Below are 23517 nucleotides of genomic sequence, written 5' to 3' on the forward strand. Positions count from 1 at the left end.
CTATTGTCCGGCAACAAAGCACGCCAAGATGACAGCGTCGATGGGCAGGGCGGGGGAATGCGGCGAATTTGGACCTTGATCGCGGGCGCGCTGCTGCTGACCGGTGCCGCACCGGCTGAGCCGGCGCGCTATCCGACGCGATCGATCCTGCTGTTCGTCGCGTCATGGTGTGCGCCGTGCCATGGCGAATTGCGGCAGCTGCCGGCGATTGCGGGCGGGGCGGGGGCGTACCGGGTACTGGTGGTGCCGGTCGATCGCGGGCGGGCGACCGAGGCCATGTTGCGCGGGGTGCCGATCGATCAGGTCTGGCGCCCCGATGCGGCGCGGATGGCGGAGGTGCGCGCCGAGTTGCTGGCGAAGACGGCCGGCCTGCCGTTCAGCGTGGCGATTGGCGGGGATGGGCGGCCCTGCGCGCTGCATCGCGGCGGCATGACGGCGGCAAGTGCGCGGGGGATGGTCGAGGCGTGTCGGGGGTAGTAAGCTATCGCTGCCGTATCGCCTTGCATGCGGGGGTCGAGGGTTCCAGACGCAAGCCGTTGGTCTGCTTGGCTCTGGGCCCCCGCATGCGCGGGGGCACGACAAGACGGGTCGGAGATTACAGCGTGACGCTGCCCGTGCCCGCACCGCGCAGGGTCAGCGACTTCACGACATTGCCCTGGCGGACATTCACTTGATTGACCTGTCCGCGATAGACGTCGGTCAACACGGTCGAGCGGATCGCGACCGACTTCGGTTTACGAGGGCCGCGGCCGGTATAGTCGATGCGGACCTCGGCGTGTGACAGGTCGGTGGTCGCATAGGTCAGCGGGACCGGTTTGCCGTCGATCTGCAGGACGAAGCGGCGCTGCAGATAGCTGCGCAGCGCCGCCATCGCGGCGGGATCGTCTAGGCTGGTCTGCGCCTGCGGTGCGATCTTCGCCAGTGCCGGTTCGATATCGTGCGCCTCGAAACGGTGCGACACGGTGACCCTGCCATCGGCGAGCGTGACAACCGCCAACGAGTCATGGCCACGATGCGCCTGTGCCGGAGCGATTACCGCGAGCGCCGCAAGGAGGGCGAGCGCGCCCCTCATTTCGACACCGGCGCGGGATAGGTGCGCAGCGAGCCAGGCTTCACCTGCACGTCGAAGTCCTTCATGCGGTTTTCCAGATCCTCGACATCCTCGATCTCCAGCACGACCGGACGGATGGCGCCGCGATAGACATTGTTCGATCGATCGGCGTCGGCGATTTCGAGCAGCGGATCGACCTCGGCACCGGTGATCGTCTTGTTGATCACATATTGCCACGTCACCGCCTTCGGATCGTAGCGCCAGACTTCGGCGGGGATGCGGACGATCTCGTTGCTGCCGTCGCTGAAGGTGAGTTTCAGCGGAACCGGCATGACCAGCCCGCCGATGTTGCGCAGCGAGAAGCGGTAGAATTTGTCCTTCACGTCGAAGGCGGCGCGTTCCTCGGGCGTCAGCTTGTCGAGCTTTTCGGCGAGGTCGCGGCGGTCCTGCGGGCTGACGGCGAAGCGATCCTGCTGGTCGTAGAAGTCGCGCGTCGCGGGATCGCGTTCGGTGACGGTGCGCTGTCCGGCATTGTTGCGGACCGTCAGCGACGTGTTCTCGCCATCGCGGATCGCGCGGCGTTCGCGGGCATTGGCTTCCAGATCGCGGCCGGCGATGCGGCCCTCGACCACCTTGTCGAGCGCGATGTCGACATGGTCGGTCGAATAGAACCAGCCGCGCCAGAACCAGTCGAGATCGACCCCCGAACTTTCCTCCATCGTGCGGAAGAAGTCGTAGGGGGTCGGCCGCTTGAAGCGCCAGCGCGTCGCATATTCGCGGAAGGCGCGGTCGAACAGGTCACGGCCCAGCACCGTCTCGCGCAGGATGGTCAGCGCCGTGGCAGGCTTGCCATAGCCGTTGGCACCAAATTGCAGCACCGAATCCGACTGTGTCATCAGGGGAACCTGATTGTCGGACAGCATATATTCGGCGATGTCCTTCGGCTCGCCACGCCGTGACGGGAAGTCCTTGTCCCACAGCTTTTCCGCCTGGAACTGAAGGAAGGTGTTCAGCCCTTCGTCCATCCACGTCCATTGGCGTTCGTCGCTGTTGACGATCATCGGGAACCAGTCATGCCCGACCTCGTGGATCACCACGCCGATCAGCCCGGTCTTGGCGCGTTCGGTATAGGTCAGCAGGCCGGTCTTGGGGTCCTTCACCGGGCGCGGCCCGTTGAAGGTGATCATCGGATATTCCATGCCGCCGACCGGACCGTTGACCGACTGCGCGACCGGATAGGGATAGGGAAAGGCGAATTTGCCATAGACGTCGATGGTGTGGGCGATCGCCTTGGTCGAGAAGGCGTCCCACAGCGGACGCGCTTCCTTCGGGTAGAAGGACATCGCCATCACGTTCGGGTTGGCGGCATAGTCCTGCCGCACGTTCATCGCGTCCCACGCGAATTTGCGGGAGGATGCCCAGCCGAAGTCGCGGACATTCTGTGCGCTGAAGGTCCAGGTCTTGGTGCCCGAAGCCCGGCCGCGTTCGGCGGCGACGGCTTCGTCGGGGGTGACGATGTACATCGGCGAGGTCGCCGACTTCGCCGCTTCCAGCCGCTGGCGCTGCGTCGCGGTCAGGACCTGATCGGGGTTCTGGAGGACGCCGGTCGCCGATACGACATGGTCGGACGGCACGGTCAGTGCGACCTTGTAGTCGCCGAATTCGAGGGTGAATTCGCCCGCGTCGAGAAACGCCTTGTTATGCCAGCCCTCATAGTCTGAATAGACGGCGAGGCGCGGGAACCACTGCGCTCCTTCGAAGATGCAGTTGCCGTCTTCGCCGGTCCCGGTGAAGCATTCGTACCCGGAACGGCCATCGACGACCTTCTGCTCGGCCATCGGGAACGACCAGTCGATCGACAGCGTCACTTCGCCGCCGTTGCCGGCGACCGGCTGTGGCAGTTCGATGCGCAGCAGCGTGTCGGTGACGCGGTAGGAGAGCGGTTGTCCGTCGGGGCCGCGTACCGCCGCGATGGCGAAGCCGCCCTCCCAGTTCTTCATCGCTTCGGCGCGGCGGATATCGCCGATGCTGATCGTCGTCGCATCGGGCACGGTCTGCGACAGTTGCGCGATCGAACTGCGCTTATACTGGTTCTGGTCGAGCAGCAGCCATAGATAGGGCAGCGCGTCGGGCGAGTTGTTGCGATAGCGGATGGTCTCGGTGCCCGTGACGACCTTGGTCGCTTCGTTCAGCGATACCTTGACGTCGTAATCGACCTTTTGCTGCCAGTAGCGATAGCCCGGCGCCCCCGATGCGTTGCGATAATCGGTCGGCGTCGGCCAATCCTCCCCCTCCAGCTGGCGGAACTTGTCCTGCCAGTCGCCCTTGGTCTGGCGGATCGGGTCGGCGAGCGCGGGCGTCGAGGCGAGCAGCAGGGCGACCAGCGCGATGCGGGATACGGCGGGCAAGGGTTTGACCTTTCGAACGGACGGACAGGTAATCGTTGCCGGTGATACGATGCGCGTCAACCATTTGGCGACGGCAATATCGGTATATTGTGACACGACCGGACCGATGGTTGCGGTCGACCCCGGAGTGCGGCAATCGTTCCGCCGAAATCGAGAAAGGGCAGTGCGCGAGTTATGCTGTTGGACCGGCGGACGATGATCGGCGCGCTTGCTTCCCTGCCGATCGCGTCGCAGGCCATGGCAGCGCGGACCGATGATCCGTTGCTCTTCGTCTATTTCGGGACCGGCAAGGGCGAGGCGGCCGGGCTGAAGCTGGCGATCAGCGACGACGGCTTTGCGTTTCGCGAACTTGGCGGTGGGCGAAGCTATCTGCCGCCGATGGTCGGCGAGGCGAAGCTGATGCGCGATCCGTTCGTCTTTCGCGGCGTCGGGCGCGACGCACCATGGCATATGGTGTGGACGACGGCGTGGGAGGGGGTGACGATCGGTCACGCCACCAGCCGCGACCTGCGCCATTGGTCGCCGCAACGCGCGCTGCCGGTGATGGCGGGCGTGAAGGGCACGCGCAATTGCTGGGCGCCCGAGGCGATCTGGGACGCGACGGCGAAGGCGTTCGTGGTCTTCTGGTCGAGCACGGTCGCCGGGCGGTTCGAGGAGACGGCGGGGACGTCCGAATCCGGCTACAACCATCGGCTATGGTATGTGACGACGCGCGATTTCGTGACGTTCAGCGAGGCGGCGGTGCTGTACGATCCGGGGTTCAGCGTGATCGACGGGACGTTTGCGCATGGGGTGCGCGGGCTGCATCTGATCGTCAAGGACGAGACGCTGACCCCGCCGCGCAAATGGTTGCAGGTGGCGTCGGCCGGGTCGCCGACCGGGCCGTTCGGGAAACTCAGTAAGCCGTTCACGCCGCCCTGGGTCGAAGGGCCGATGACGACCGCGATCGGCGGCGAGACGGTGTGTTACTGGGACGTCTATCGCGACGGCAAATGGGGCGCGGCGGCGACGCGGGACTTCGTGGAATGGCGCGATGTCGGCGCGAAACTGTCGATGCCGCCCGGCGCGCGGCATGGGTCGCTGGTGCGCATTCCACGCGCGACGGCCGACGCGCTGGCGCAGGGACCGGCATGACGATCGCCCCCTTTCTGAACGGTGGCGGTCGCGCGGCGGAGATGATCCGTGCGCGCGACTGGTCGGACCATCCGCTGGGGCCGCCCGATCAGTGGCCCGAGGGGCTGTGCAGCGCGCTAAGCCTGATCGTCAATTCGCCCGAATCGATGATCTTGTGCTGGGGACCGGAACTCTGGTTCTTCTTCAACGAAGCCTATTTTCCGCTGCTGGGCCCACGGCTCGACTGGGCAATGGGGGAGCGGTTCGACCGGGTCTGGGCCGATGGCCTCGAACAGGCGATGCCGATCATCGAGGCGGCCTATGCCGGCAACAGCCCCCGCTATGTCGACGTGCCATGGAAGCTGGATACCGATCGCGGGGCGGCGGATACGTGGTGGAGTTTCTCCTATTCGCGCATCCTTGACCGGCGCGGTGATATCGCCGGGCTGTTTATCTTCACCAACGAGACGACGGCGCGGGTGCTGTCCGATGCGGCACTGAAACGCAGCCAGGCCGAACTGACCACCGCGCTCGACGATCTGCGCCAGTTGAACCGCACGCTGGAGTTGCGCGTCGACCAGCGGACGACCGAGCGCAACCTGCTCGCCTCGATCGTCGAGACGACCGACTCGGTCGTCAACGTCATCGACCTCGATTACAACTGGATGGCGATCAACCGGGCGGGGATCGACGCGTTCGAGGCGGTGTTCGGGGTCCGGCCGAAGGTCGGCGACAATATCCTCCACCTGATCGCCGATCAGCCCGAGCAGCAGGCGGCGGTCCGATCGGCATGGGACCCCGCATTGGCGGGCAGGGAATATACCGCGACCGGCGAGTTCGGCGATCCGTCACGCGGCAATGTACGCCGCGCCTATGAGATGAAGTTCAACGCCGTCCGCGACGGGCGGGGGCGACAGGTCGGCGCGTTCCAGTTCGTCACCGACGTGACCGAGCGGCGCAAGGCCGAAGCGGCGCTGCTCGAAGCGCAGGACGCGCTGCGACAGGCGCAGAAGATGGAGGCGATGGGCCAGCTGACCGGCGGCGTGGCACATGATTTTAACAACCTGCTGACCCCGATCCTCGGCAGCCTCGACCTGTTGCAGCGGCGCGGCACCCTGTCGGCGCGCGAGGCGCGGCTGGTCGATGGCGCGCTGCAATCGGCGGAACGGGCGCGGACCCTGGTCCACCGGCTGCTGGCGTTCGCGCGGCGGCAACCGTTGCAGTCGGGCCCGGTCGATCTGGTGACGCTGGTCGGCGGGATGAACGAGCTGATCGCAAGCACCGCCGGGTCGCCGGTCGCGGTGCGGACGATGATCGCCGCCGACCTGCCGCCGGCGCTGGCCGATGCCAACCAGCTTGAAATGGCGATCCTGAACCTGTGCGTGAATGCGCGCGACGCGATGCCTGATGGCGGTACGCTGACGATCGCCGCCGATTGCCCCGATGCGCAGGCGACGGCGGCGGCAGCCGTGGCACCCGGTCTATATGTCCGACTGTCGGTGATCGATACCGGGACCGGCATGGATGCCGAGACGGCCGCGCGCGCGATCGAGCCGTTCTTTTCGACCAAGGGCATCGGGCGCGGTACCGGCCTTGGCCTGTCGATGGTCCATGGGCTGGCGCTGCAACTGGGGGGCACGATGGCGATCGTCAGTGCCCCCGGTCTGGGCACGCGCATCGACCTGTGGCTGCCGGTCAGCGGCGAACGCGTGCGGCAGGTGGAGGCGGGCGACGAGGAGGCGGCCGGCGAAGCCGGGTTCCGCGGGCGAGCACTGGTGGTCGATGACGAGGCTTTGGTGCGGATGACGACCGCCGACATGCTCCAGAGCCTGGGATATGAGGTGGTCGAGGCCGATGGTGCGACCGAGGCGGAACAAATGCTGGCGCAGCGGCGCTTCGACCTGGTGGTGACCGATCATCTGATGCCCGGACGGACCGGCGTGTGGCTGGCGCGCTCGATTCACGACCGGCACCCCGGGCTGCCGGTGCTGATCGTATCGGGTTACGCCGATATCGACGGTCTGGCACCCGACCTGCCGCGCCTGACCAAACCGTTCCGCGAGGCCGAACTGGCCCGTGCGATCGCCGGACTGGCGGGCACTCCCACCGATCGTTGAAGGAAGTTGCGATGACCCGACCCCAAGGGACCGAGGGATTTACCCTCAACCAGACCATGTTGCGCGTCCGCGATCCCAGCGCCAGTATCGCTTTCTATCAGGACGTGCTGGGCATGACCCTGCTGCAAAAGCTGGATTTCGACGATGCGGCATTCTCGCTCTATTTTCTCGGCTTTCTGCGCGACGGTGAGACGGTGCCCAGCGATCCCAAGGAGCGCGCGCGGTTCGTGTTCAGCCGGGAGACGACGCTGGAGCTGACGCATAATTGGGGGACGGAGGACGATCCCGATTTCGCGGGATATCACAGCGGCAACGACGATCCGCGCGGCTTCGGGCATCTGGGCATCAGCGTGCCCGACGTCGCCGCCGCCTGCGCCCGGTTTGAGGAACTGGGCGTCACCTTCCGCAAGCGGCCCGATGAGGGGCGGATGAAGGACATCGCCTTCATCACCGATCCCGATGGCTATTGGATCGAGATCCTGTCGCCGAACGGTATGACTCAGGCGGTGGTCGATGCAGCGGGGGATGACGCATGAAGGCGGTCCAATTGCGCGCACCCGGCGGGCTCGACCGGCTCGAACTAGTCGACCGCGCCGATCCGGGACAGCCGGGGGCGGGTGAGATACGGGTGAAACTGCATGGCAGCTCGCTCAACTTCCACGACTATATCGTCGCCAGCGGCAAGTCGCCGGCCGAAGACGGGCGGGTGCCGATGGCCGATGGCGCCGGGATCGTCGAAGCGGTGGGCGAGGGCGTGACCGGCTTCGCGGTCGGCGATCTGGTCGTGTCGTGCTTCTTCCCCGATTGGCAGGACGGCGCGGCGACCATCGGCGATTTCGCGCGGACGCCGGGCGACGGCATCGATGGATTCGCGCAGGAGGTGGTCGTGTTGCCCGCCACCGCCTTCACCCTCGCGCCCAAGGGCTGGGACGCGGTCGAGGCGGCGACGATCACCACGGCCGGGCTGACCGCATGGCGGGCGCTGGTCGTCGATGGCGGGTTGAAGGCGGGCGACCGGGTGCTGCTGCTCGGCACCGGCGGCGTGTCGATCTGGGCATTGCAAATCGCCGCGGTAATGGGCGCGAAGGTCGCAATCACCTCGTCGAGCGACGACAAGCTGGCGCGCGCGGCGGCGATGGGCGCGGACTTCACCGTCAACTATCGCAGCGATGCCGATTGGGGCACGACGGTCGCGCAATGGGCGGACGGACGCGGCGTCGATCACGTCGTCGAGGTCGGCGGACCGGCGACGCTGGCGCAGTCGATCGCCGCGGTGCGCGTCGGCGGGCATATCTCGCTGATCGGGGTGCTGACCGGACGTGGCGGCGAGGTCCCGACCGCAGCGCTGATGGCGAAGCAGGCGCGGCTGCAAGGGCTAATCGTCGGCAGCCGGCGCGAACAGCAGGACTTCGTCCGCGCGCTGGATGCTACGGGCATTCGGCCGGTCGTAGATCGGCGATTTGGGCTAGGCGAATTGGCCGAGGCATTCCGTTTTCAGGAGGGCGGCGAGCATTTTGGCAAGATTGGGGTGGAATGGTAGGGGGCGGGCGCTCAGGTCTCGCTCGGTCGTTTGGACCTGACCTCCGTTCGTCCTGATAGGCTGATGGGGACGATCGATCAGGCGCCGCTCGCCACGCTGCCGGTGCGGCAGTGCTGTTCTGCGCATTGGTGCGGGCGCGCAGCCTGCTCGTCGTCGATCCGGACCATGCGCCGGATGCCTATAAGACCGGGCTGCTCAACCGGTTGCTGACCCAGAATGTCGCGGTCGGCCGACAGGCGCTGCTGCTGTCGGCGACGACCGTTTCCGGCTCGGACGGCTGCCGCTGTACCACGATCAATGGGGTTTGCGGCAGCGTTAGCCGCTGATCCGGCAAAGCCGGAACAGAGCGGGCCGGTGCCGCTTCGAAGCAAGCGGATCAGACTTAAGCCATAACCGTCGGCCATGGTCCGGTTGACGTGTCCGTGCGATCGGCGGAGGTTCGCCCTTTGTCACGACCGGAGCCGCCATGACCGCATCCGCCGCTGTTGCGGTCCCGCCTGCCGACGCCGCCCCGCATCCGGGGGGCAGGGCGATGCTGGTCTATGGGTTGCTCGGCTTTGCCGCCGGGCTGCCTTTCTACATGTTTTCGACGGTGCTGGTGCTGCGGTTGCAGGCGCATGGCGTGGCGCTGACCGTGCTGGGCTTTTTCGCATGGGTGCAGCTGCTGCCGACGCTGAAATTCATGTGGGCGCCGCTGCTCGATCGCTATGACGTGCCGGGGTTCGCGCGCTTCTGGGGCAAAAGGCGCGGGTGGATCATGCTGGCGCAGCTGGGCATCGTCAGCGCGATGGCGGCGATGGCATGGACATCGGACGATGCGTCGCTGCCGCTGACCGCGCTGTTCGCGGTGCTGCTCGCCTTCTGGACGACGACGCTGGAGGTGGCGGCCGACGCGTGGCGGATCGAGTTGTTCCCCACACAGGACCAGCAGGGGCCGATCGTCGCCGCGAACCTGTGGGGGTATCGCAGCGCGATGGTCGCGGCGGGCAGCGGGGCGCTGTTGCTGGCCGACAGCGGCGGCTGGGCGCTTGCCTATCTGGCGATCGCGGTGGCGGCGTTCCTGCCGTTTCCGATCCTCGTCGCGATGCGGCCGGCGGAAGCGCGCGGCGGCGGGCGGATGGTCGCGCTGTTGACCGGCATCGGCGGCGGGGCGGCGATCCTCGGCGTCGTCGCGGCGGTAACGGGGACGGTCGGCTATGTCCTGTTGCAGGCGGCGGCGGCGATCGGGATCGATGCGCAGAGCAACGTCACGCCATGGGTGCTGGGGCTGTGCATGGTGCCGTTCCTCGCCATGGCGGCGGCGCTGCCATGGATCCGAAAGGCACCGCCGACCGCGCCGATCCGCACCTCGACCGCGATCGGCCCCTATGTCGATTTCTTCTGGCGATACCAGTACGCCGCGATCCTGCTGATGGCGTTCGTGTCGCTGTACCGGATGGGCGACGTGCTGGCGCTGAACCTGTCCAAGCCGATGATAAAGGGGCTGGGCTATTCGCTCAGCCAGATCGGGCGGGCGGACGGCGTGGTCGCGCTGGTGGCGAGCATGGTCGGGGTCGGTCTGGGTGGCTGGATGGTGACGCGGCGGCCGATGGGCTGGGCGTTGGCGGTGGGTGCGGTGGTCGCGGCGATCGGCAATTTCGGCTTCGTCTGGCTGGCGCACCAGGGCGTGAGCGAGGCGATGCTGTATGTCGCGACGGCACTGGACCAGTTCGGCAACGGGTTCGCGGGCGCGGTGTTCGTCGTCTATCTCTCGCTGCTGGTGAACCCGCGCTATCCCGGCGCGCAATATGCGTTCCTGACCGGCTTCGCGTTCCTGTTGCCGCGAATGCTGGCAGGCGCCGGGGGATCGATGGTGAATGTCATCGGCTATGACGGGTTCTTCCTGTTGTCTGGGGCGGTCAGCCTTGCCGCCATCCCGTTCCTGCCGCTGCTGACGAAGATCCGCGCGCGGGAGGATGACGCATGATCGACCGGGCCTTTGCCATAGCGGAGCGGTATGTCGGGGAAGGGCGGATACCCGGCGCGACGCTCGGCATCGTCACCGCCGACGGCACGCGGGACGTGCGCGTCGCCGGGCTGGCGCAGCGGGTGCCGAGCGAAGAGCCGCTGACCCGCGACCATTGGTTCGACCTCGCATCGGTCAGCAAGGTGATCGCCACCACCCGCTTCGTGCTGCAACTGGTGGAGGATGGCCGGATCGACCTCGACCGGCCGCTGACCGATGCGATTCCCGACCTGCGGCAGTATGATGTCGCGGGGGCGGCGGAGCGGCGGCTGACCTTTCGCGACTGTCTGGTCCATCGCACCTTCCTGCCCGCCGTCGAGCCGATCTATACCTATGGCGACGATCCCGCGCGGCTGCGGGCGTTCGTGTTGCAGCGGGAATGGCGGCACGGACCGCCGGTCTATTCGGACATCAATTTCATCCTGCTCGGGATTGCGGTCGAGCGGATCATCGGTGCGGGGCTGGACGCGCTGCCCTTGGGTCCGGGACTGAGCTGGGGGCCGCCGCCGGGACCGGCGGTCGCGACCGAGCGGTGTTCGTGGCGCGGGCGCGTGCTCAAAGGCGAAGTGCATGACGAAAATTGCTTCGCCATGGGCGGGCGGACCGGCCATGCGGGACTGTTCGGGACCGTCGATGGTGTGCTCGACTTCGCGGCGGGCCTGCTCGACGGGACGGGGGCGTCGGCGGCGATGCTCGACGCGATCCGGACGCCGGTGCAGGGCCATCGGACGGCGGGCTGGGAAATCCGCTTTCCCGGCTGGTCGGGCGGGCAGGCATGTTCGGCGGGGACGATCGGCCATACCGGCTTTACCGGGACCGGGCTGTGGGTCGATTTCGAGCGGGGGCTGGCATGGACGCTGCTGACCAACCGGGTGCATCCGACGCGGCATGTCGACAGCGGGATCTTCGCGCTGCGGCCGGTGGTAGGGGATGCGGTGGTGGCAGAGTTTGATGCGATAACAAATGGTTAGACGTTATGGCCTGCGTCAAAGTTCACTAAGTTCACACTTGCCACGCTTTGGTGTGCGCGTTGTGGTTGGGTGCTGCAGGCGTGCGGGTTTTGGCGTTGAGACAGAACGCCGGCAGCATAGTGAAGCGATGCGATGTAGGAAAACAGACCGGTCGGGCCGGACATTTTCTGTTTATCCCCGACAGCACGACCGTTCGTCCTGAGTAGCCGCTGAGCTTGTCGAAGCGGCGTATCGAAGGACGGTGGCGAGTGCTTCGATAAGGATCAGCCCGGATCGTCCCCCGGACGATCCTGAACCATGCGGGGCATGGTTCACCTGATCCTCCTCGACTTCGCTCAGCCCCTACTCAGCACGAACGGTTTGAGGGAAATCGCAAACCGTCCGAAAATGAATGATAGTTGCCCGTCACGGCCCCTCGATCACTTCGCGCAACACGCCGAGAAACTCGCTGGCGAGGGCGCTGGGCGGGCGGTCGAGCAGGTGCATGGCGTGGACGTCGAAGGTCAGCGAGGGTTTGAGCGGGCGCATCGCCAGCCCCTCGGCGAGCGAGGCTTCGGCGGTGAAATTGTCGACGACGCTGAACCCCATGCCCGTGCGGACCAGCGCGGCGGCGATGTAGAAGGTGCGGGCCGAGGCGATGTCGTTGAGTTCGAGCCCCAGCCGGTCGAGCTCCTGCGCGAACAACTGGCCGATCGGGCCGCTGGCGGCGAGCGTGATGAACGGTCGCCCGACCAGCATCGGCAGTTCGATGCGCGGCGGGGCGTCGGGCAGGTCGGTTTCGCGGTAGAGCACGACCAGTTCGCCCTCGCCGAGCCAGACCTTGCCGAGCGGTGCGCCGCGTGGGACTTCGGCGGCGATGGCGATGTCCGTCTCGCGTTCGTATAACTTACGCAGCAGGTCGTCGTGATGGACGGTCTGGAGATCGAAGCGCACCTCCGGCCGGCGCGCCATGAAGCGCGCGGCGGCGGTCGGCAGCGCGCCGAGCGCGAGGCTCGGCAGTGCCGAGATGCGCAGCGTCGCGCCGCCGCCGGTGCGCAGGTTGCGGCCCGCCTCGCGCAGCGCCCGCACCCGTTCCTGAATATCGGCCACGTCGCCGAACAGGGCATGGGCGTCCTCGGTGGGGACGAGGCGGCTGTTGGTGCGCTGGAACAGTTCGAAGCCGAGCAGCGTCTCGGCATGGCGCAGCGTCTTTGAGACCGAAGGCTGCGAGATGTTGAGCGCGCGGGCGGCGGCACTGACCGATCCGTTGACATAGACCGCGTGGAAGATTTCAATATGGCGCAAATTCATGAGCGTGTGTGGCCGCGATAGCGCGCCTCGTCCAGCCCATGTTCGGCCCGCGCGACCAGCGTCGCGACGGTCAGGTTGGCGCTGGCCGAGGGGACGGTGCGCGTCATGTCGAGCAGCCGGTCGAACGGCAGCACCAGCCCGACGACCAGCGCCGTCTGTTCGGCACCGACCCCGACCGCGCCGAGCATCGCCGCCAGCATGAACAACGAGGCGGAGGGGACCGGCGCGGTGCCGAACGCGGCGAACGCACCGGTTAGCAACATGACGCAGAGCATCCATGCGTCGGGGACGATGCCCAGCGCCTGCAACGCGAACTGGCCGAGCAGCCCGACATACATCGCCGTCCCGTCCTTGCCGATGCTGGCACCCAGCGGCAGCACGGTCGAGGCGATCGGACGGGCGATGCCCAAATTGTCCTGCGCCACGCGCAGCGCGACCGGCAGGGTGGCGGAGGAGGAGGCGGTCGAGAAGGCGACGATCAGCGCATCGACGATCCCGCGGAAGAAGCGCGCCACCGGCAGCCGCGCGACGAAGCGCAGCAGCCCGGCATGAAACGCCATCTGCGTAAGCGAGGCGAGGATCACGCACAGCGCCAGCCAGCCGACATGGACGAACACCGCCATGCCGCTGCCCGCCACCGCATTGGCGATCAGCGCGAGCACCCCAAACGGCGTGACCTCCATCACGATGCGGACGAGGTGGAGCAGGACGGCCGCCAGCCCCTGCAACAGCGCTACGACCGGTTTGCCCGCGTCGCCCGATACGACGCTGGCGATGCCGAGCAGCACCGCGACGAAGATGATGGCGAGCATGTCGCCCTTGGCCAGCGCATCGATAATGTTGACCGGCACGATGCCGAGCAACTGGTCGGCAGGCGTCACCGCCGGTCCCAGCACATGCGGCGCGACCCCCGCCAGCACGATGCCGCTGCCCGGTTGCAGCAACAGGCCGAAGCCCATGCCGATCGACACGGCGATCAACGTCGTGAAGGCGAACAGCGCCACGGTCCGCCCGCCGATGCCGCCCAGCCGGCGCGAATCACCGAGCGACGCGATGCCCGCGGCGATGGTGATGAGCACCACCGGCACCACCAGCATCTTGATGAGCCGCACGAACAGGTCGCCGATAATCTTGATCGCCGCCGCGCCCGCCGGCCACAACAGCCCGATCGCGATGCCGAGCAGGAGGGCGCCGACGACGCGCTGCCACAGCGGGATCGCGAACCAGCCGCGCATCAGCTGCCCCAGAAGCCGGGGGCGGGCGGCGACAACATGCCGTCCCGGTCGGTCACGCCTCCGGGGCGGTCTTCGCCGAGCCACAACGGTCCGTCGAGATCGACGAACGCGGCCTGTCCCCCCAGCAGCATCGCCGGCGCGATCCCCAGCGACGAACACACCATGCACCCGACCATCAACCCAAACCCCTTTGCCCGCGCCGTGTTCGCGAGGGTCAGGGCTTCGGTCAAGCCGCCGGTCTTGTCGAGCTTGATGTTGACCACCGCGTATCGACCGGCGAGCGCGTCGAGATCGGCGGCGGTGTGGAGCGCTTCGTCGGCGCACACCGGCACCGGGCTGTCGAACCCCGCCAGCGCCTCGTCCTCGCCCGCCGGCAGCGGTTGTTCGAGCAGGTCGATGCGCCATTCGGCCAGATGCGGCTTCAGCACTTCGAGCGTGTCGATCGTCCAGCTTTCATTGGGATCGACGATCAGCCGGGGGGCGGGCGCGGCGGCGCGGACGGCGGCGATCTGCGCGGCGGGATCGCTGCGGTCGACCTTGATCTTGAGCAGCGGCACCTGCGCATGCCTTGCCGCGGCGCCGGCCATGGCGTCGGGCGTGTCGAGGCCGATGGTGATCGCGGAGGGCAGCGCGACCGGTTCGGGGAGACCCGCCAGCGCAGCGACGCTGGTTCCGGCAAGCCGCGCCTCCAGATCCCACAGCGCGCAGTCGACCGCGTTGCGCGCCGCGCCGGCGGGGAGCAGGCCGGCAAGCTCGGCGCGGGTCAATCCGGCGGCGATCGCCGGCGCGATCGCGCGGATCGCCGCGATCGTCTCCTCGATCGTCTCGCCATAGCGGGGATAGGGCACCGCCTCGCCCCGCCCGGTCACCGCCCCCTGCGCGATCGTCACCGTGACGACATCGGCCGCCGTCTTGACCCCCCGCGAGATGCGGAACGGGGTGCTCAGGCCGAAACGGTCATGGGCGACGTCGAGATGTCGAAGCATGTCTGCATCCAGTCGATGATCGGGTCCGCGCCGAAGCGATAGGGGTCGGTGCAGGGCAGGCCATGCGCGTCACCGGTGTCGGCGCACAGGCGGCGAGCCTCCTCCTCGCCAAGCTTGACCGTGTTGAGCGCGATGCCGACCGCCTGTACGTCGGGGCTGGTCAGCCGCGCGACCGACAGGTTGGCGGCAAGGCATTCGGCGATGCCCGGCACCGCATAATGCGGCAGGCCGCGCATATGTTCGCGCGCCGGGTCGTGGCACAGCACGATCGCGCGGGGCTGGGCGCCGTGGAGCAGCCCGGTCGACACCCCGGCGAAGGAGGGGTGGAACAGCGAACCCTGCCCCTCGATCAGGTCCCAGCCATCATCGTCGCGCGCGGGGGTGATCGTCTCGATCGCGCCCGAAATGAAGTCGGCGACCACCGCATCGACCGGTACGCCCGACCCGGCGATCAATATGCCTGTCTGTCCGGTCGCGCGGAAATCGGCCTTGATCCCGCGCGCGGCCATGGTGCGCTGGAGCGCCAGCGTCGTGTACATCTTGCCGACCGAACAATCGGTGCCGACGGTCAGCAGCCGGTTGCCCGCGCGGCGCTTGCCATTGCCGACCGGCAGGTTGGCGGGTGGATCGCGCACGTCGAACAACTGCACGCCGGCCTGTCGCGCGGCGTCGACGATCTCTGGCACGTCGCGCAACCGCTGGTGCAGACCCGAGGCGACGTGCATGCCGGTGGCGATTGCCGCCAGCGCATCCTGCACCAGCGCGTCGCCCATCCGCCCGCCGGCATTGGCGATGCCGAGGATCAGCGTATTCGCCCCCGCCGCGCGCCCCTCACCCGCATCCATGCGCGGCAGGCCCAGCGTCAGCGGACAATCGTCATGCCGCCATTCGCCGACGCAATCGTCCGGCCGGAACGCCGCGACGCCGCGCGACGTCTTGATACCGACCGCGTCGTCGGAATGGCCGAGATAGAGGAGGAAGGGACCGGGGATCATCGCGCACCTGCTGGCTGTCGGGACGATGGGATAAGGCGGGGGCGGGCGGGTCGCCGTATCGTGCGAAAACGCCGACCTATAGATGGGGGTTATGCTGTGGTAGGGAGGTCGTCGCCAGGCGCTTGATCGAGACCGTTGCGAACGTTCCTGCCGTACCCCGGCGAAGGCCGGGGCCCAGTTGGGGGACGTCGGTAAGGTACGGAAAAGCCTTTCCAACTGGACCCCGGCCTCCGCCGGGGTACGGGCGTTTTGAAGCGATTTATCGACTCGCGCAGGTCTCGCTCCCGTCCGGGTTGACGAGGAATCTTAGCTGGTCGCCGGACATTGTTTCGGCACCGGCCGCAACAACACCCGCCCCGGCGCGGCGCCGGTGGTCGCACCGTCGCGCAACGCCAGTTTCCCGTTCACGAACAGCGCCTTGACTCCGACGCTCGGCACCCGCGGGTTCACATAATCGGCTTTCGGCGCATAGCCGACGGGATCGAACACCACGACATCGGCATAGCGACCGGGCTTCAGATAGCCGCGCTCCGCCATACGGTACATGTCGGCGGTCGCGCCGGTCGACTGGCGAATGAACTGGCCGATCGTCAGCACCTTCCGCTCGCGCACATAGACCTGATATTTGCGGGGGAAGGTCGCGTACTGGCGCGGATGGCCGTTGGATCCGTCCGAACTGGTCACGACCCAGGGCTGGAGCATGATCCGGTCGACATCGGCGTCGATCATGTTGAAGCTGGCGACCGCGACGCCCGCCGGTTCCTTGCCCGTCGCATCGGCCACGCGCAGGATGCGGATCGCGGCGTCGATCGGATTGACTCCCCATTGATCCGCCATCTGCCCCAATGTCTTGCCGGTCCAGGGCATGTTCGCGCTGGTCAGCAGCAGCGATTCCTTGCCGCCGCGGCGGCGGAGGTTCTCCGCCATCTCGACCTTGATCCTAGCCAGCGTCGCCGGGTCGTCGAACCGCGCGATCAGCCTTGGGTAGCCGCCGTCATTGGCCCAGCGGGGGACCAAAGAGGCATCGACGCTCGATCCCGATGCCAGCCACGGATATTGGTCGGCGGTGACGTTCTGCCCGGCTTTCCGCGCCGCTTCGATCACCGCGATCAGCTCGGGCGCCTTGCCCTGCACGTCGACGCCCAGCGCCTTCAGATGCGCGAAATGGACCGGCATCCCCGCCTGTCGCCCGATCTCGATCGCCTCTTTCGTGGAGTTCAGCAGGCCGATCGTATAGTTGGATTCGTCGCGCTGGTGGGTGTCGTACATGCCGCCGCGCACCGCCGCCTCGCGCGCGACCGCGACCACCTCGTCGGTCCTGGCGAAACTCTGCGGCGCGTAGAACAGCCCTGTCGACAGGCCATAGGCACCCGCGCACATGCCCTTGGCCACCAAGGCTTTCTCCTTGGCGAGTTCGGCGGGCGAGGGGGCGCGGTCGTCCTGTCCCAGCACCCGCCCGCGCACCGCGCCGAAGCCGATGAACGGCGCGACATTGGTGCCGATCCCCGCCTTGGTCAGCGCGACGGCGTCCTCGGCGACGTCGGGCGTGCCATATCCGTCGACGCCGATGACGATCGTCGACACCCCCTGCGCCAGCCATGGCAGGTTGAGCCGCGCGGTCGCGTCGGGCGATCGGATATAGCTGTCGGGATGGGTATGCGCGTCGATGAAGCCGGGTGCCACGACCTGCCCCCGCGCATCGACGATCTGCGCCGCCCGCGTGCCCCGCGACCGCCCGACATAGACGATGCGGTCGCCCTTGATCTCGACATCGCCGGTGATCGGCTTGCCGCCCCTGCCGTCGTAGATGGTACCGCCACGGATCACGATATCGGCAGCGGGCGCCGCCCCGATCAGCAGCGCGCACAGGGCGATCAGTGGTAGGCGGGTCATCGGCGCTTCCCCTTCAACATCGTCCGGCGCGCGACCTTGCCATCGATCGCCGCGCGACTGAACAGCATCGGCAGCATCCGCCCCTCGATCCATGGCGCATATTGGTCGCGATAATAGGGCGATCGCGGATCGTTCGACTGGCCGGGCAGGTTCAGAAACAGCGAATTGTCCCACGCGCCGACATCGATGACCTGCATATAGCTCGCCCCGCCGCCGACGCGCCAGCCGGGACCGTCGCCCAGCCAGCGCGCCATGACGGTGAAGCTGTCGCCGCCCGACCCACCACCCTCGATCGGGGGAAAGGCGGCGGCGATGGCGGGGATGCGGGAGAGCGGATGCGCGATCCGCACCTGATGCAGCCGCCCCCAGCGCCATGTCGTCGGATCGCGTCCGAGCAGGGTCTGGGCCGTTTCCCATGAGGAGGATAGGGCATCGCGCAGGATGACGGGGTGTTGCGGCAGCCGCCCCAGCAGGACCGAGGGATCGATCTCGGTCACCAGCGCCTTGGCCTTTGCCGGCACGATCGCCGCCAGCATCCGCTGCGACAGGTCGCGCCACAGGATTTCGAACAGCGCCGCCGGGCCGCTATCGGCCGCGAGCTGCCCGTCCCAGCGGCGCAGCATGTCGGCGGCGGGCGAGGGGGCGGCAGGCAGCAGCGCCTGCAACTGCCGCGCCGGGGTCGAGACCGTGTCGAACTGCAACGCCACGCTGTCGGCGATGCCGTGCTTCGGCTGCGACGCCAGCACGTCGGCGATCCGTTCGTAGCGATAGGGCGCCCGGAACGAGAAGGCCGGGATGCGGTCGCGCGGCCAGTCGGCGGGCAGGTTGTTCTGATTGGCAGAGGCGAACCAGCCCTTTTTCGAGTTGTATTCATTGGGCAGCGCGGTGAAATCGCGCATGCCGGTCCAGTCGAACCGCCCGTCGCCCGGCACCGGCAGCAACCCGTCGCCCTGTTTGCGCACCGGCGCGAAGCCGATCACCTGCCACCCGGTATTGCCGTCGATATCGGCATAATGGAAATTGGTGGGCGAGGGGTGCAGGCGGAACGCCTTGCGCAGCGATGCCCAGTCGCGTGCGAGGTTGATCGCGATCATCGCGAACGATCCGCCACCGCCCGGCTGCATCGCGATCGACGCCAGCACGCTCGCGCGCCGCTTGGTCGGATCGTGCATCACCACCGGCCCCTGCACCGCATAGCGTAGCGTCGCGACATAGGGCGCGCTGCCTTTGACCGGGATCGCCACCTCGACCCGCTTGAACCGCTTCCACCCTCCGTCATGGCGGTAGCGTTCGGGATCGGCGGGATCGAGTTCGAGGATGAACAGGTCCTGCTGGTCGATATGGAAATTGGTCCGCCCGAACGCGAAGCGATCGGTATGGCCCTGCATGATGCCCGGCAACCCCGGCGCGCCGCCGCCGATCACGTCCAGCCCCGGCGCGCTCAGATGCACGACATGGCGCGGTCCGAAGCCACCGATGCCTAGATGCGGGTCGTTGGCAAGGATCGGTCGCCCGGTCGTGGTGCGGTCGCCCGCGACGGTCCATGCATTGCTGCCGGCATTGGCGCGCTCGGCCGGCCCTTCGGCGGGATCACGGACCGGCGTATCGGGGCCGAAGGGCAGGCCGCCCTGCCGCAACACGCCCAGATCGGCGGGCGATACCGCGTTCACATCCAGCCCGACGGGCACCGTCATCTGCCACTTCGGACGCAGCGGGGCGACGATCTCGTCCAGTTCCAGCATTCCGATCGCGGCCAGTTGCGCGCGGCGGATCTCGTCATCGGCATTGCCGATCGAACTGCCGCGAGCCAGCACCATGTCCTCGATCGCCCATTTGATCGGCTGGACGCCGAGGATCGCATATTCCTGCGGCAACAAGGCTGGATCGGCCAGCACTTCGTCGATGCGCGCGTTGATCCCGGCGATATAGGCGCGGGCGCAGGCGAGCACGTCGGCGGGCACGCGGCGCAGTTCGGCGTTCAGGTCGCCGCGATAATGGAACAGCCGCGCCGTCGCGTCGTGCTTCGCGAATTCCTCGCCATAGGCCTCGGCCAGCCGGCCCAGCTCGCGGCGATGGGCGAGGTCGATCTGGAACAACCGGTCGCGCGCGACGACATATCCCTGTCCGTAGAAGGCGTCGGGGATCGACGCTGCGCGGACATGCGGCACGCCGTGCACGTCGTCGATGATCTCGACCGGCGCGATGAGCGTTTCGCCGCGCGGGGCAAAGGCACGTGCCTCCAGCGCGAACGGCGTCAGCGCCAGCGCGGCGGCCGATCCGGTCAGAAAGGCTCGGCGGTGCATCATCGGCGGCGTCCTTTGCGTGGTGCCGTCCTCGTCCGACGGCGACGGCCCGATCCTATGGTAGCGCCGCGGGCAGGGGGTATGACAACCACTGTCCGGTCCATAGGGCAAGTTTATGGGCGCGCCCCTGTCGGCATACGCCCCTCTTCTCGCAGGGAAAGGTGTCTGGTGCGTCCGCTCCCCCCTGCACCGTCACGAAACCATAACATCCGTCTATGCCTTGCCGAAGCGATAGCATCACGTGTCGCTTGACGTGCATCCCCGACGACCGGCAGCTTCCCCTATCCGATACGACCGGCGTCTGAACGACCGGATCGACGGCCGCCGCAGGAAAGCGCAACGTCAATCGATCGGCCCGAACGGGGGCTTAAGGGGGCTAACATGACGACATCCTTGCATTTCCGGCGGTATCTGCCCGCACTGGCCCGCGCCACCAGCCTTGCCGCCCTCTGCGTCGCCACCCCCGTCTTCGCGCAGGAGCCCACGCCCGTAGCGCCGACGGCCCAGAGCGAGCCGACCGCCGATACGGGCGAGATCCTCGTCACCGGCAGCCGCATCGTCCGCGACGGGTTCCAGTCGCCGACGCCGCTGACCGTGCTGACGACCGAGGATATCCAGAATTCGTCGCCGTCGAACAACATCGCCGATTTCGTGAACCAGCTGCCCGCGCTCGCCGGCGGCTTCACCCCGGCCAATTCGCGGCTGAACCTGTCGAGCGGGCAGGCGGGCATCAACACGATGAACCTGCGCAACCTGGGGTCGGAACGCACGCTGGTCCTGCTCGACGGGCGCCGCTCGGTCGCCTCGACCGTCACCGGCCTTGTCGACGTCAACACCATTCCGCAGGCGCTGGTGAAGAGCGTCGAGGTGGTAACCGGCGGCGCATCGTCGGCCTATGGGTCGGACGCGGTCGCGGGCGTCGTCAACTATGTCCTCGACAAGCAATATACCGGGCTGAAGGTCGCGATCGACAGCGGCGTGACCGACAAGGGCGACGGCGGCAATTATTCGATGAGCGTCGCGGGCGGGCTGTCCTTCGCCGGCGGGCGCGGGCATTTGCTGCTCAGCGGCGAGGTCGCGCACCGCGACGGCATCTTCCAGGTTGATCGCGACTGGAACGCGACCGGCTATGTCCGCATCCAGGACCCGAACTGGACCACCAGCAGCACGACGCCGCGCTACCTGATCCGGCGGCAGGTGGGGGCGGCCAACTCGACGCCGGGCGGCCTCATCACCGCGTCGGCGGGCGGCACCGCCAACCGGCTGCGTGGCACCTATTTCGGCAATGGCGGGCAGGTGCTGCAATATCAGTATGGCGCGCTGACCTTCCCGTCGCCGACCGGCAGCGCGCCGCCGACGCTGACGCAAGGGGGATCGTGGCAGGTCAATGATTCGGGCCGCCGCATCGGCCTCGACCCGCGCGACGATCGCCACGGCGTGTTCGGGCGGCTGAGCTACGAGGTCGCCGACGGCGTCGAGCTGTTCGCCGAAGGAGCGTATAACCGGCAGAAGATCTTCTTCAACGCCGGCCCCAACCTGTCGACCGGTGTCGCGCTCAACGCCACCGGTTGCGGCACGGCGGCAACGGCGGCGGCAGCACCGCTGACCTGCAACGCGTTCCTGTACAATACGCTCGGCCGCGCGGCGTTGACCGGCATCACCGGCGTCACGCTGGCGACGACCGCCGCCGACCTGCCGTTCCGCGCGGTCGACAACGAGCGCGAGGTGCAGCGCTACGCGGTCGGCGCGGAAGGTTCGACCGAGTTGTTCGGCAAGCGTGCGACGTGGAACATCTATGGCCAGTATGGCCGCACCGACCAGCATTCGCACCTGCGCAACATCATGAACAACGCGGCGATGAACAATGCGACCGCCGCCGTCTTCGCCCCCGCGGGCAATGCCGCCGGCTATGCCGCGGGATCGATCCAGTGCCTCATCAACGTCGACAGCAATCCGAACAACAACGACCCGGCCTGCGTGCCCTTGAACCGACTGGGCGTCGGCGTCGCGAACCCGGCCGCCTTTGCCTATGTGCTCGGCAATCCGTATCGCGACGAACTGATCGAGCAGTATAACGCCGCCTTCAACGTCTCGGTCACGCCGTTCGCGACCTGGGCGGGCGATGTCAGCGTCGCGCTGGGCGCGGAATATCGCAAGGAGAAGATCCGCGGCTTCGTCCCGACCGAGTTCCAGCCGGTTTCTTCGACCGACGCCAATGGCCGCCCGATCACGTCGAACCTCTGGTCGGTCGGCAACTACCTGCCGACCAACGGCGAATATGACGTGAAGGAAGCCTATGTCGAGACGGTGGTCCCGCTCGGCTTCGGCCTCGAATTCAACGGTGCCGCCCGCGCCACGCGCTATTCGACCGCCGGCTATGTCACGACGTGGAAGGCGGGCGCGACATGGCAGCCGATCGACGACATCCGTTTCCGCGCCACCCGCTCGCGCGACATTCGCGCGCCCAATCTGAACGACCTGTTCCAGGGCGGATCGGCCAATAGCGACGCGATCCGCAACCCGATCTACACCGCCGATGGCGCCAATGGTCCGGCGAGCTTCAGCTATTCGGGCTTCGTCACCGGCAACCGCGCGCTCGGCCCCGAAAAGGCCGATTCATGGAATGCCGGCGTCGTCGTGTCCCCACGCTTCCTGCCCGGCTTCAACCTGTCGGTCGACTATTTCCGCATCGACGTGAAGCAGGCGATCACGACCTTCAGCGCGCAGCAGATCGCCGACCTGTGCTATCTGCAGGACCAGCAATCCTTCTGCGATGCGATCTCGGTCGATCCGGTCCGTACCCAGAACCCGGCTCAGCCCTATCTGCTGATCCGCAGCCAGCCGTTCAACGCCGCGAACCAACTGGTGAAGGGGGTCGATATCGACGCCTCCTACCGGCTCGGTCTCGACGAACTGTTCGCCAATGCGCCGGGCAACATCACCGTCCGCGGCATCGCCACGCGCTATATCGACAATCTGCTCGACAATGGCGTGCCGGGCACGGTGGTGCTGAACTCGGTCGGGGTGAATGGCGGCCAGTCCAGCACGCCCAAATGGATCTACCGCGTCAGTGCCGCCTATGACACGCCCGACTTCTCGATCACCGCGGTCGGTCGCGGCGTCAGCGCGGGGCGCTATGCCGCCAACGGCATCGAATGCTCGACCGCCTGCCCGGCCAACGACGCCAACTTCTTCACCTATGACAATAACCGCGTGTCGGGCACCTTCTATGCCGATCTCAACCTGACGCAGAAGGTCCGCTTCGAGGGGGCGGAGGCGCAATTCTTCGTCAACGTGACGAACCTGTTCGACCGCTGGCCGCTGCTGCTGCCGGAAACGGGGCTGGCGGCGAACCCGACCTATTCGGACCTGCTCGGCCGCCGTTTCCGCATCGGTATCCGCATGCAGACGCGCTGAGGCAGCTGGCGTCATCGGCCGCGAACTATCGGGGCCGGTCGACCTTGCGCGACGTTTCGTCTGTTTCTCTCTTGCACTATCCTTCTGCGGAAGACGCCCGATTCCCTGAAAAACTTCCGTACCCCGGCGAAGGCCGGGGTCCAGTTGGGAAGGCTTTTCTGTAGCTTACCGGCGTCCCCCAACTGGGCCCCGG

Annotated in this window: 17 protein-coding genes; 9 read left to right on the forward strand and 8 right to left on the reverse strand. The window is 67.3% G+C overall.

Annotated features, from left to right (window positions below):
- Nucleotides 1-57 precede the first annotated feature (57 nt).
- Nucleotides 58-477, forward strand: a complete 420-nt coding sequence (locus MF607_RS07640) for a thioredoxin domain-containing protein (RefSeq protein WP_242117074.1) — start codon at nt 58-60, stop codon at nt 475-477.
- Nucleotides 478-595: 118 nt separating this feature from the next.
- On the opposite strand, the gene MF607_RS07645 is transcribed toward MF607_RS07640, so the two are convergent.
- A complete protein-coding gene (locus MF607_RS07645; RefSeq protein WP_242117075.1) occupies nt 596-1072 on the reverse strand; it encodes a DUF6702 family protein in 477 nt (158 codons plus the stop codon).
- Nucleotides 1069-3459 carry a M1 family metallopeptidase gene (locus MF607_RS07650; RefSeq protein WP_242117076.1) on the reverse strand — a complete coding sequence of 797 codons (2391 nt, stop codon included), beginning with the start codon at nt 3457-3459 and terminating at the stop codon, nt 1069-1071. The genes MF607_RS07645 and MF607_RS07650 overlap by 4 nt, the downstream gene beginning before the upstream one ends.
- Before the next feature lie 195 nt (nt 3460-3654).
- Here MF607_RS07650 and MF607_RS07655 point away from each other — a divergent pair, with 195 nt between their 5' ends.
- From MF607_RS07655 to MF607_RS07685, 7 genes are all read left to right on the forward strand, one after another.
- The gene (locus MF607_RS07655) at nt 3655-4593 is read left to right on the forward strand and encodes a glycoside hydrolase family 43 protein (protein ID WP_242117077.1); all 939 of its coding nucleotides are present in this window, start codon (nt 3655-3657) and stop codon (nt 4591-4593) included.
- Entirely contained in the window at nt 4590-6689 is a 2100-nt protein-coding gene (locus MF607_RS07660) for a response regulator (protein ID WP_242117079.1), read from the forward strand. Before MF607_RS07655 ends, MF607_RS07660 begins: the two co-directional genes overlap by 4 nt.
- Before the next feature lie 11 nt (nt 6690-6700).
- Nucleotides 6701-7225, forward strand: coding sequence for a lactoylglutathione lyase (gene gloA, locus MF607_RS07665; RefSeq protein ID WP_242117081.1), 525 nt, complete (start codon nt 6701-6703; stop codon nt 7223-7225).
- Complete coding sequence (locus MF607_RS07670; RefSeq protein ID WP_242117083.1) at nt 7222-8229, forward strand: zinc-dependent alcohol dehydrogenase family protein; 1008 nt, start codon at nt 7222-7224, stop codon at nt 8227-8229. The genes gloA and MF607_RS07670 overlap by 4 nt, the downstream gene beginning before the upstream one ends.
- Before the next feature lie 110 nt (nt 8230-8339).
- Complete coding sequence (locus MF607_RS07675) at nt 8340-8555, forward strand: hypothetical protein (RefSeq protein ID WP_242117084.1); 216 nt, start codon at nt 8340-8342, stop codon at nt 8553-8555.
- A 140-nt stretch (nt 8556-8695) separates the two neighbouring features.
- A complete protein-coding gene (locus MF607_RS07680) occupies nt 8696-10195 on the forward strand; it encodes an MFS transporter (RefSeq protein WP_242117085.1) in 1500 nt (499 codons plus the stop codon).
- A complete protein-coding gene (locus MF607_RS07685; protein ID WP_242117086.1) occupies nt 10192-11205 on the forward strand; it encodes a serine hydrolase domain-containing protein in 1014 nt (337 codons plus the stop codon). Before MF607_RS07680 ends, MF607_RS07685 begins: the two co-directional genes overlap by 4 nt.
- A 405-nt stretch (nt 11206-11610) precedes the next feature.
- On the opposite strand, the gene MF607_RS07690 is transcribed toward MF607_RS07685, so the two are convergent.
- The 6 genes from MF607_RS07690 to MF607_RS07715 form a co-directional block, all read right to left on the reverse strand.
- Entirely contained in the window at nt 11611-12495 is an 885-nt protein-coding gene (locus MF607_RS07690) for a LysR family transcriptional regulator (RefSeq protein ID WP_242117087.1), read from the reverse strand.
- Nucleotides 12492-13730, reverse strand: coding sequence for a dicarboxylate/amino acid:cation symporter (locus MF607_RS07695; RefSeq protein WP_242117088.1), 1239 nt, complete (start codon nt 13728-13730; stop codon nt 12492-12494). The genes MF607_RS07690 and MF607_RS07695 overlap by 4 nt, the downstream gene beginning before the upstream one ends.
- Nucleotides 13730-14716, reverse strand: coding sequence for an N-acetyl-D-Glu racemase DgcA (dgcA, locus tag MF607_RS07700; protein ID WP_242117091.1), 987 nt, complete (start codon nt 14714-14716; stop codon nt 13730-13732). The genes MF607_RS07695 and dgcA overlap by 1 nt, the downstream gene beginning before the upstream one ends.
- Entirely contained in the window at nt 14674-15711 is a 1038-nt protein-coding gene (dgcN, locus tag MF607_RS07705; RefSeq protein WP_242117093.1) for an N-acetyltransferase DgcN, read from the reverse strand. The genes dgcA and dgcN overlap by 43 nt, the downstream gene beginning before the upstream one ends.
- A 306-nt stretch (nt 15712-16017) precedes the next feature.
- Nucleotides 16018-17604: an N-acyl-D-amino-acid deacylase family protein gene (locus MF607_RS07710; protein WP_242117096.1), complete on the reverse strand. Its 1587-nt coding sequence runs from the start codon at nt 17602-17604 to the stop codon at nt 16018-16020.
- Nucleotides 17601-19910, reverse strand: a complete 2310-nt coding sequence (locus MF607_RS07715; RefSeq protein WP_242117098.1) for a penicillin acylase family protein — start codon at nt 19908-19910, stop codon at nt 17601-17603. Before MF607_RS07715 ends, MF607_RS07710 begins: the two co-directional genes overlap by 4 nt.
- Before the next feature lie 378 nt (nt 19911-20288).
- Here MF607_RS07715 and MF607_RS07720 point away from each other — a divergent pair, with 378 nt between their 5' ends.
- Nucleotides 20289-23324, forward strand: a complete 3036-nt coding sequence (locus MF607_RS07720) for a TonB-dependent receptor plug domain-containing protein (RefSeq protein ID WP_242117100.1) — start codon at nt 20289-20291, stop codon at nt 23322-23324.
- The last annotated feature ends 193 nt before the right edge of the window (nt 23325-23517 follow it).

It is taken from the genome of Sphingomonas lacusdianchii (assembly GCF_022664395.1).
In the GTDB taxonomy this organism is placed as follows: Bacteria; Pseudomonadota; Alphaproteobacteria; order Sphingomonadales; family Sphingomonadaceae; genus Sphingomonas; species Sphingomonas lacusdianchii.

Coding starts and splice junctions, on each gene's coding strand:
- MF607_RS07640 (WP_242117074.1), top strand. CDS start 58: ATGCGGCGAATTTGGACCTTGATCGCGGGCGCGCTGCTGCTGACCGGT.
- MF607_RS07645 (WP_242117075.1), bottom strand. CDS start 1,072: ATGAGGGGCGCGCTCGCCCTCCTTGCGGCGCTCGCGGTAATCGCTCCG.
- MF607_RS07655 (WP_242117077.1), top strand. CDS start 3,655: ATGATCGGCGCGCTTGCTTCCCTGCCGATCGCGTCGCAGGCCATGGCA.
- MF607_RS07660 (WP_242117079.1), top strand. CDS start 4,590: ATGACGATCGCCCCCTTTCTGAACGGTGGCGGTCGCGCGGCGGAGATG.
- gloA (WP_242117081.1), top strand. CDS start 6,701: ATGACCCGACCCCAAGGGACCGAGGGATTTACCCTCAACCAGACCATG.
- MF607_RS07670 (WP_242117083.1), top strand. CDS start 7,222: ATGAAGGCGGTCCAATTGCGCGCACCCGGCGGGCTCGACCGGCTCGAA.
- MF607_RS07680 (WP_242117085.1), top strand. CDS start 8,696: ATGACCGCATCCGCCGCTGTTGCGGTCCCGCCTGCCGACGCCGCCCCG.
- MF607_RS07685 (WP_242117086.1), top strand. CDS start 10,192: ATGATCGACCGGGCCTTTGCCATAGCGGAGCGGTATGTCGGGGAAGGG.
- MF607_RS07690 (WP_242117087.1), bottom strand. CDS start 12,495: ATGAATTTGCGCCATATTGAAATCTTCCACGCGGTCTATGTCAACGGA.
- MF607_RS07695 (WP_242117088.1), bottom strand. CDS start 13,730: ATGCGCGGCTGGTTCGCGATCCCGCTGTGGCAGCGCGTCGTCGGCGCC.
- dgcA (WP_242117091.1), bottom strand. CDS start 14,716: ATGCTTCGACATCTCGACGTCGCCCATGACCGTTTCGGCCTGAGCACC.
- dgcN (WP_242117093.1), bottom strand. CDS start 15,711: ATGATCCCCGGTCCCTTCCTCCTCTATCTCGGCCATTCCGACGACGCG.
- MF607_RS07710 (WP_242117096.1), bottom strand. CDS start 17,604: ATGACCCGCCTACCACTGATCGCCCTGTGCGCGCTGCTGATCGGGGCG.
- MF607_RS07715 (WP_242117098.1), bottom strand. CDS start 19,910: ATGATGCACCGCCGAGCCTTTCTGACCGGATCGGCCGCCGCGCTGGCG.
- MF607_RS07720 (WP_242117100.1), top strand. CDS start 20,289: ATGACGACATCCTTGCATTTCCGGCGGTATCTGCCCGCACTGGCCCGC.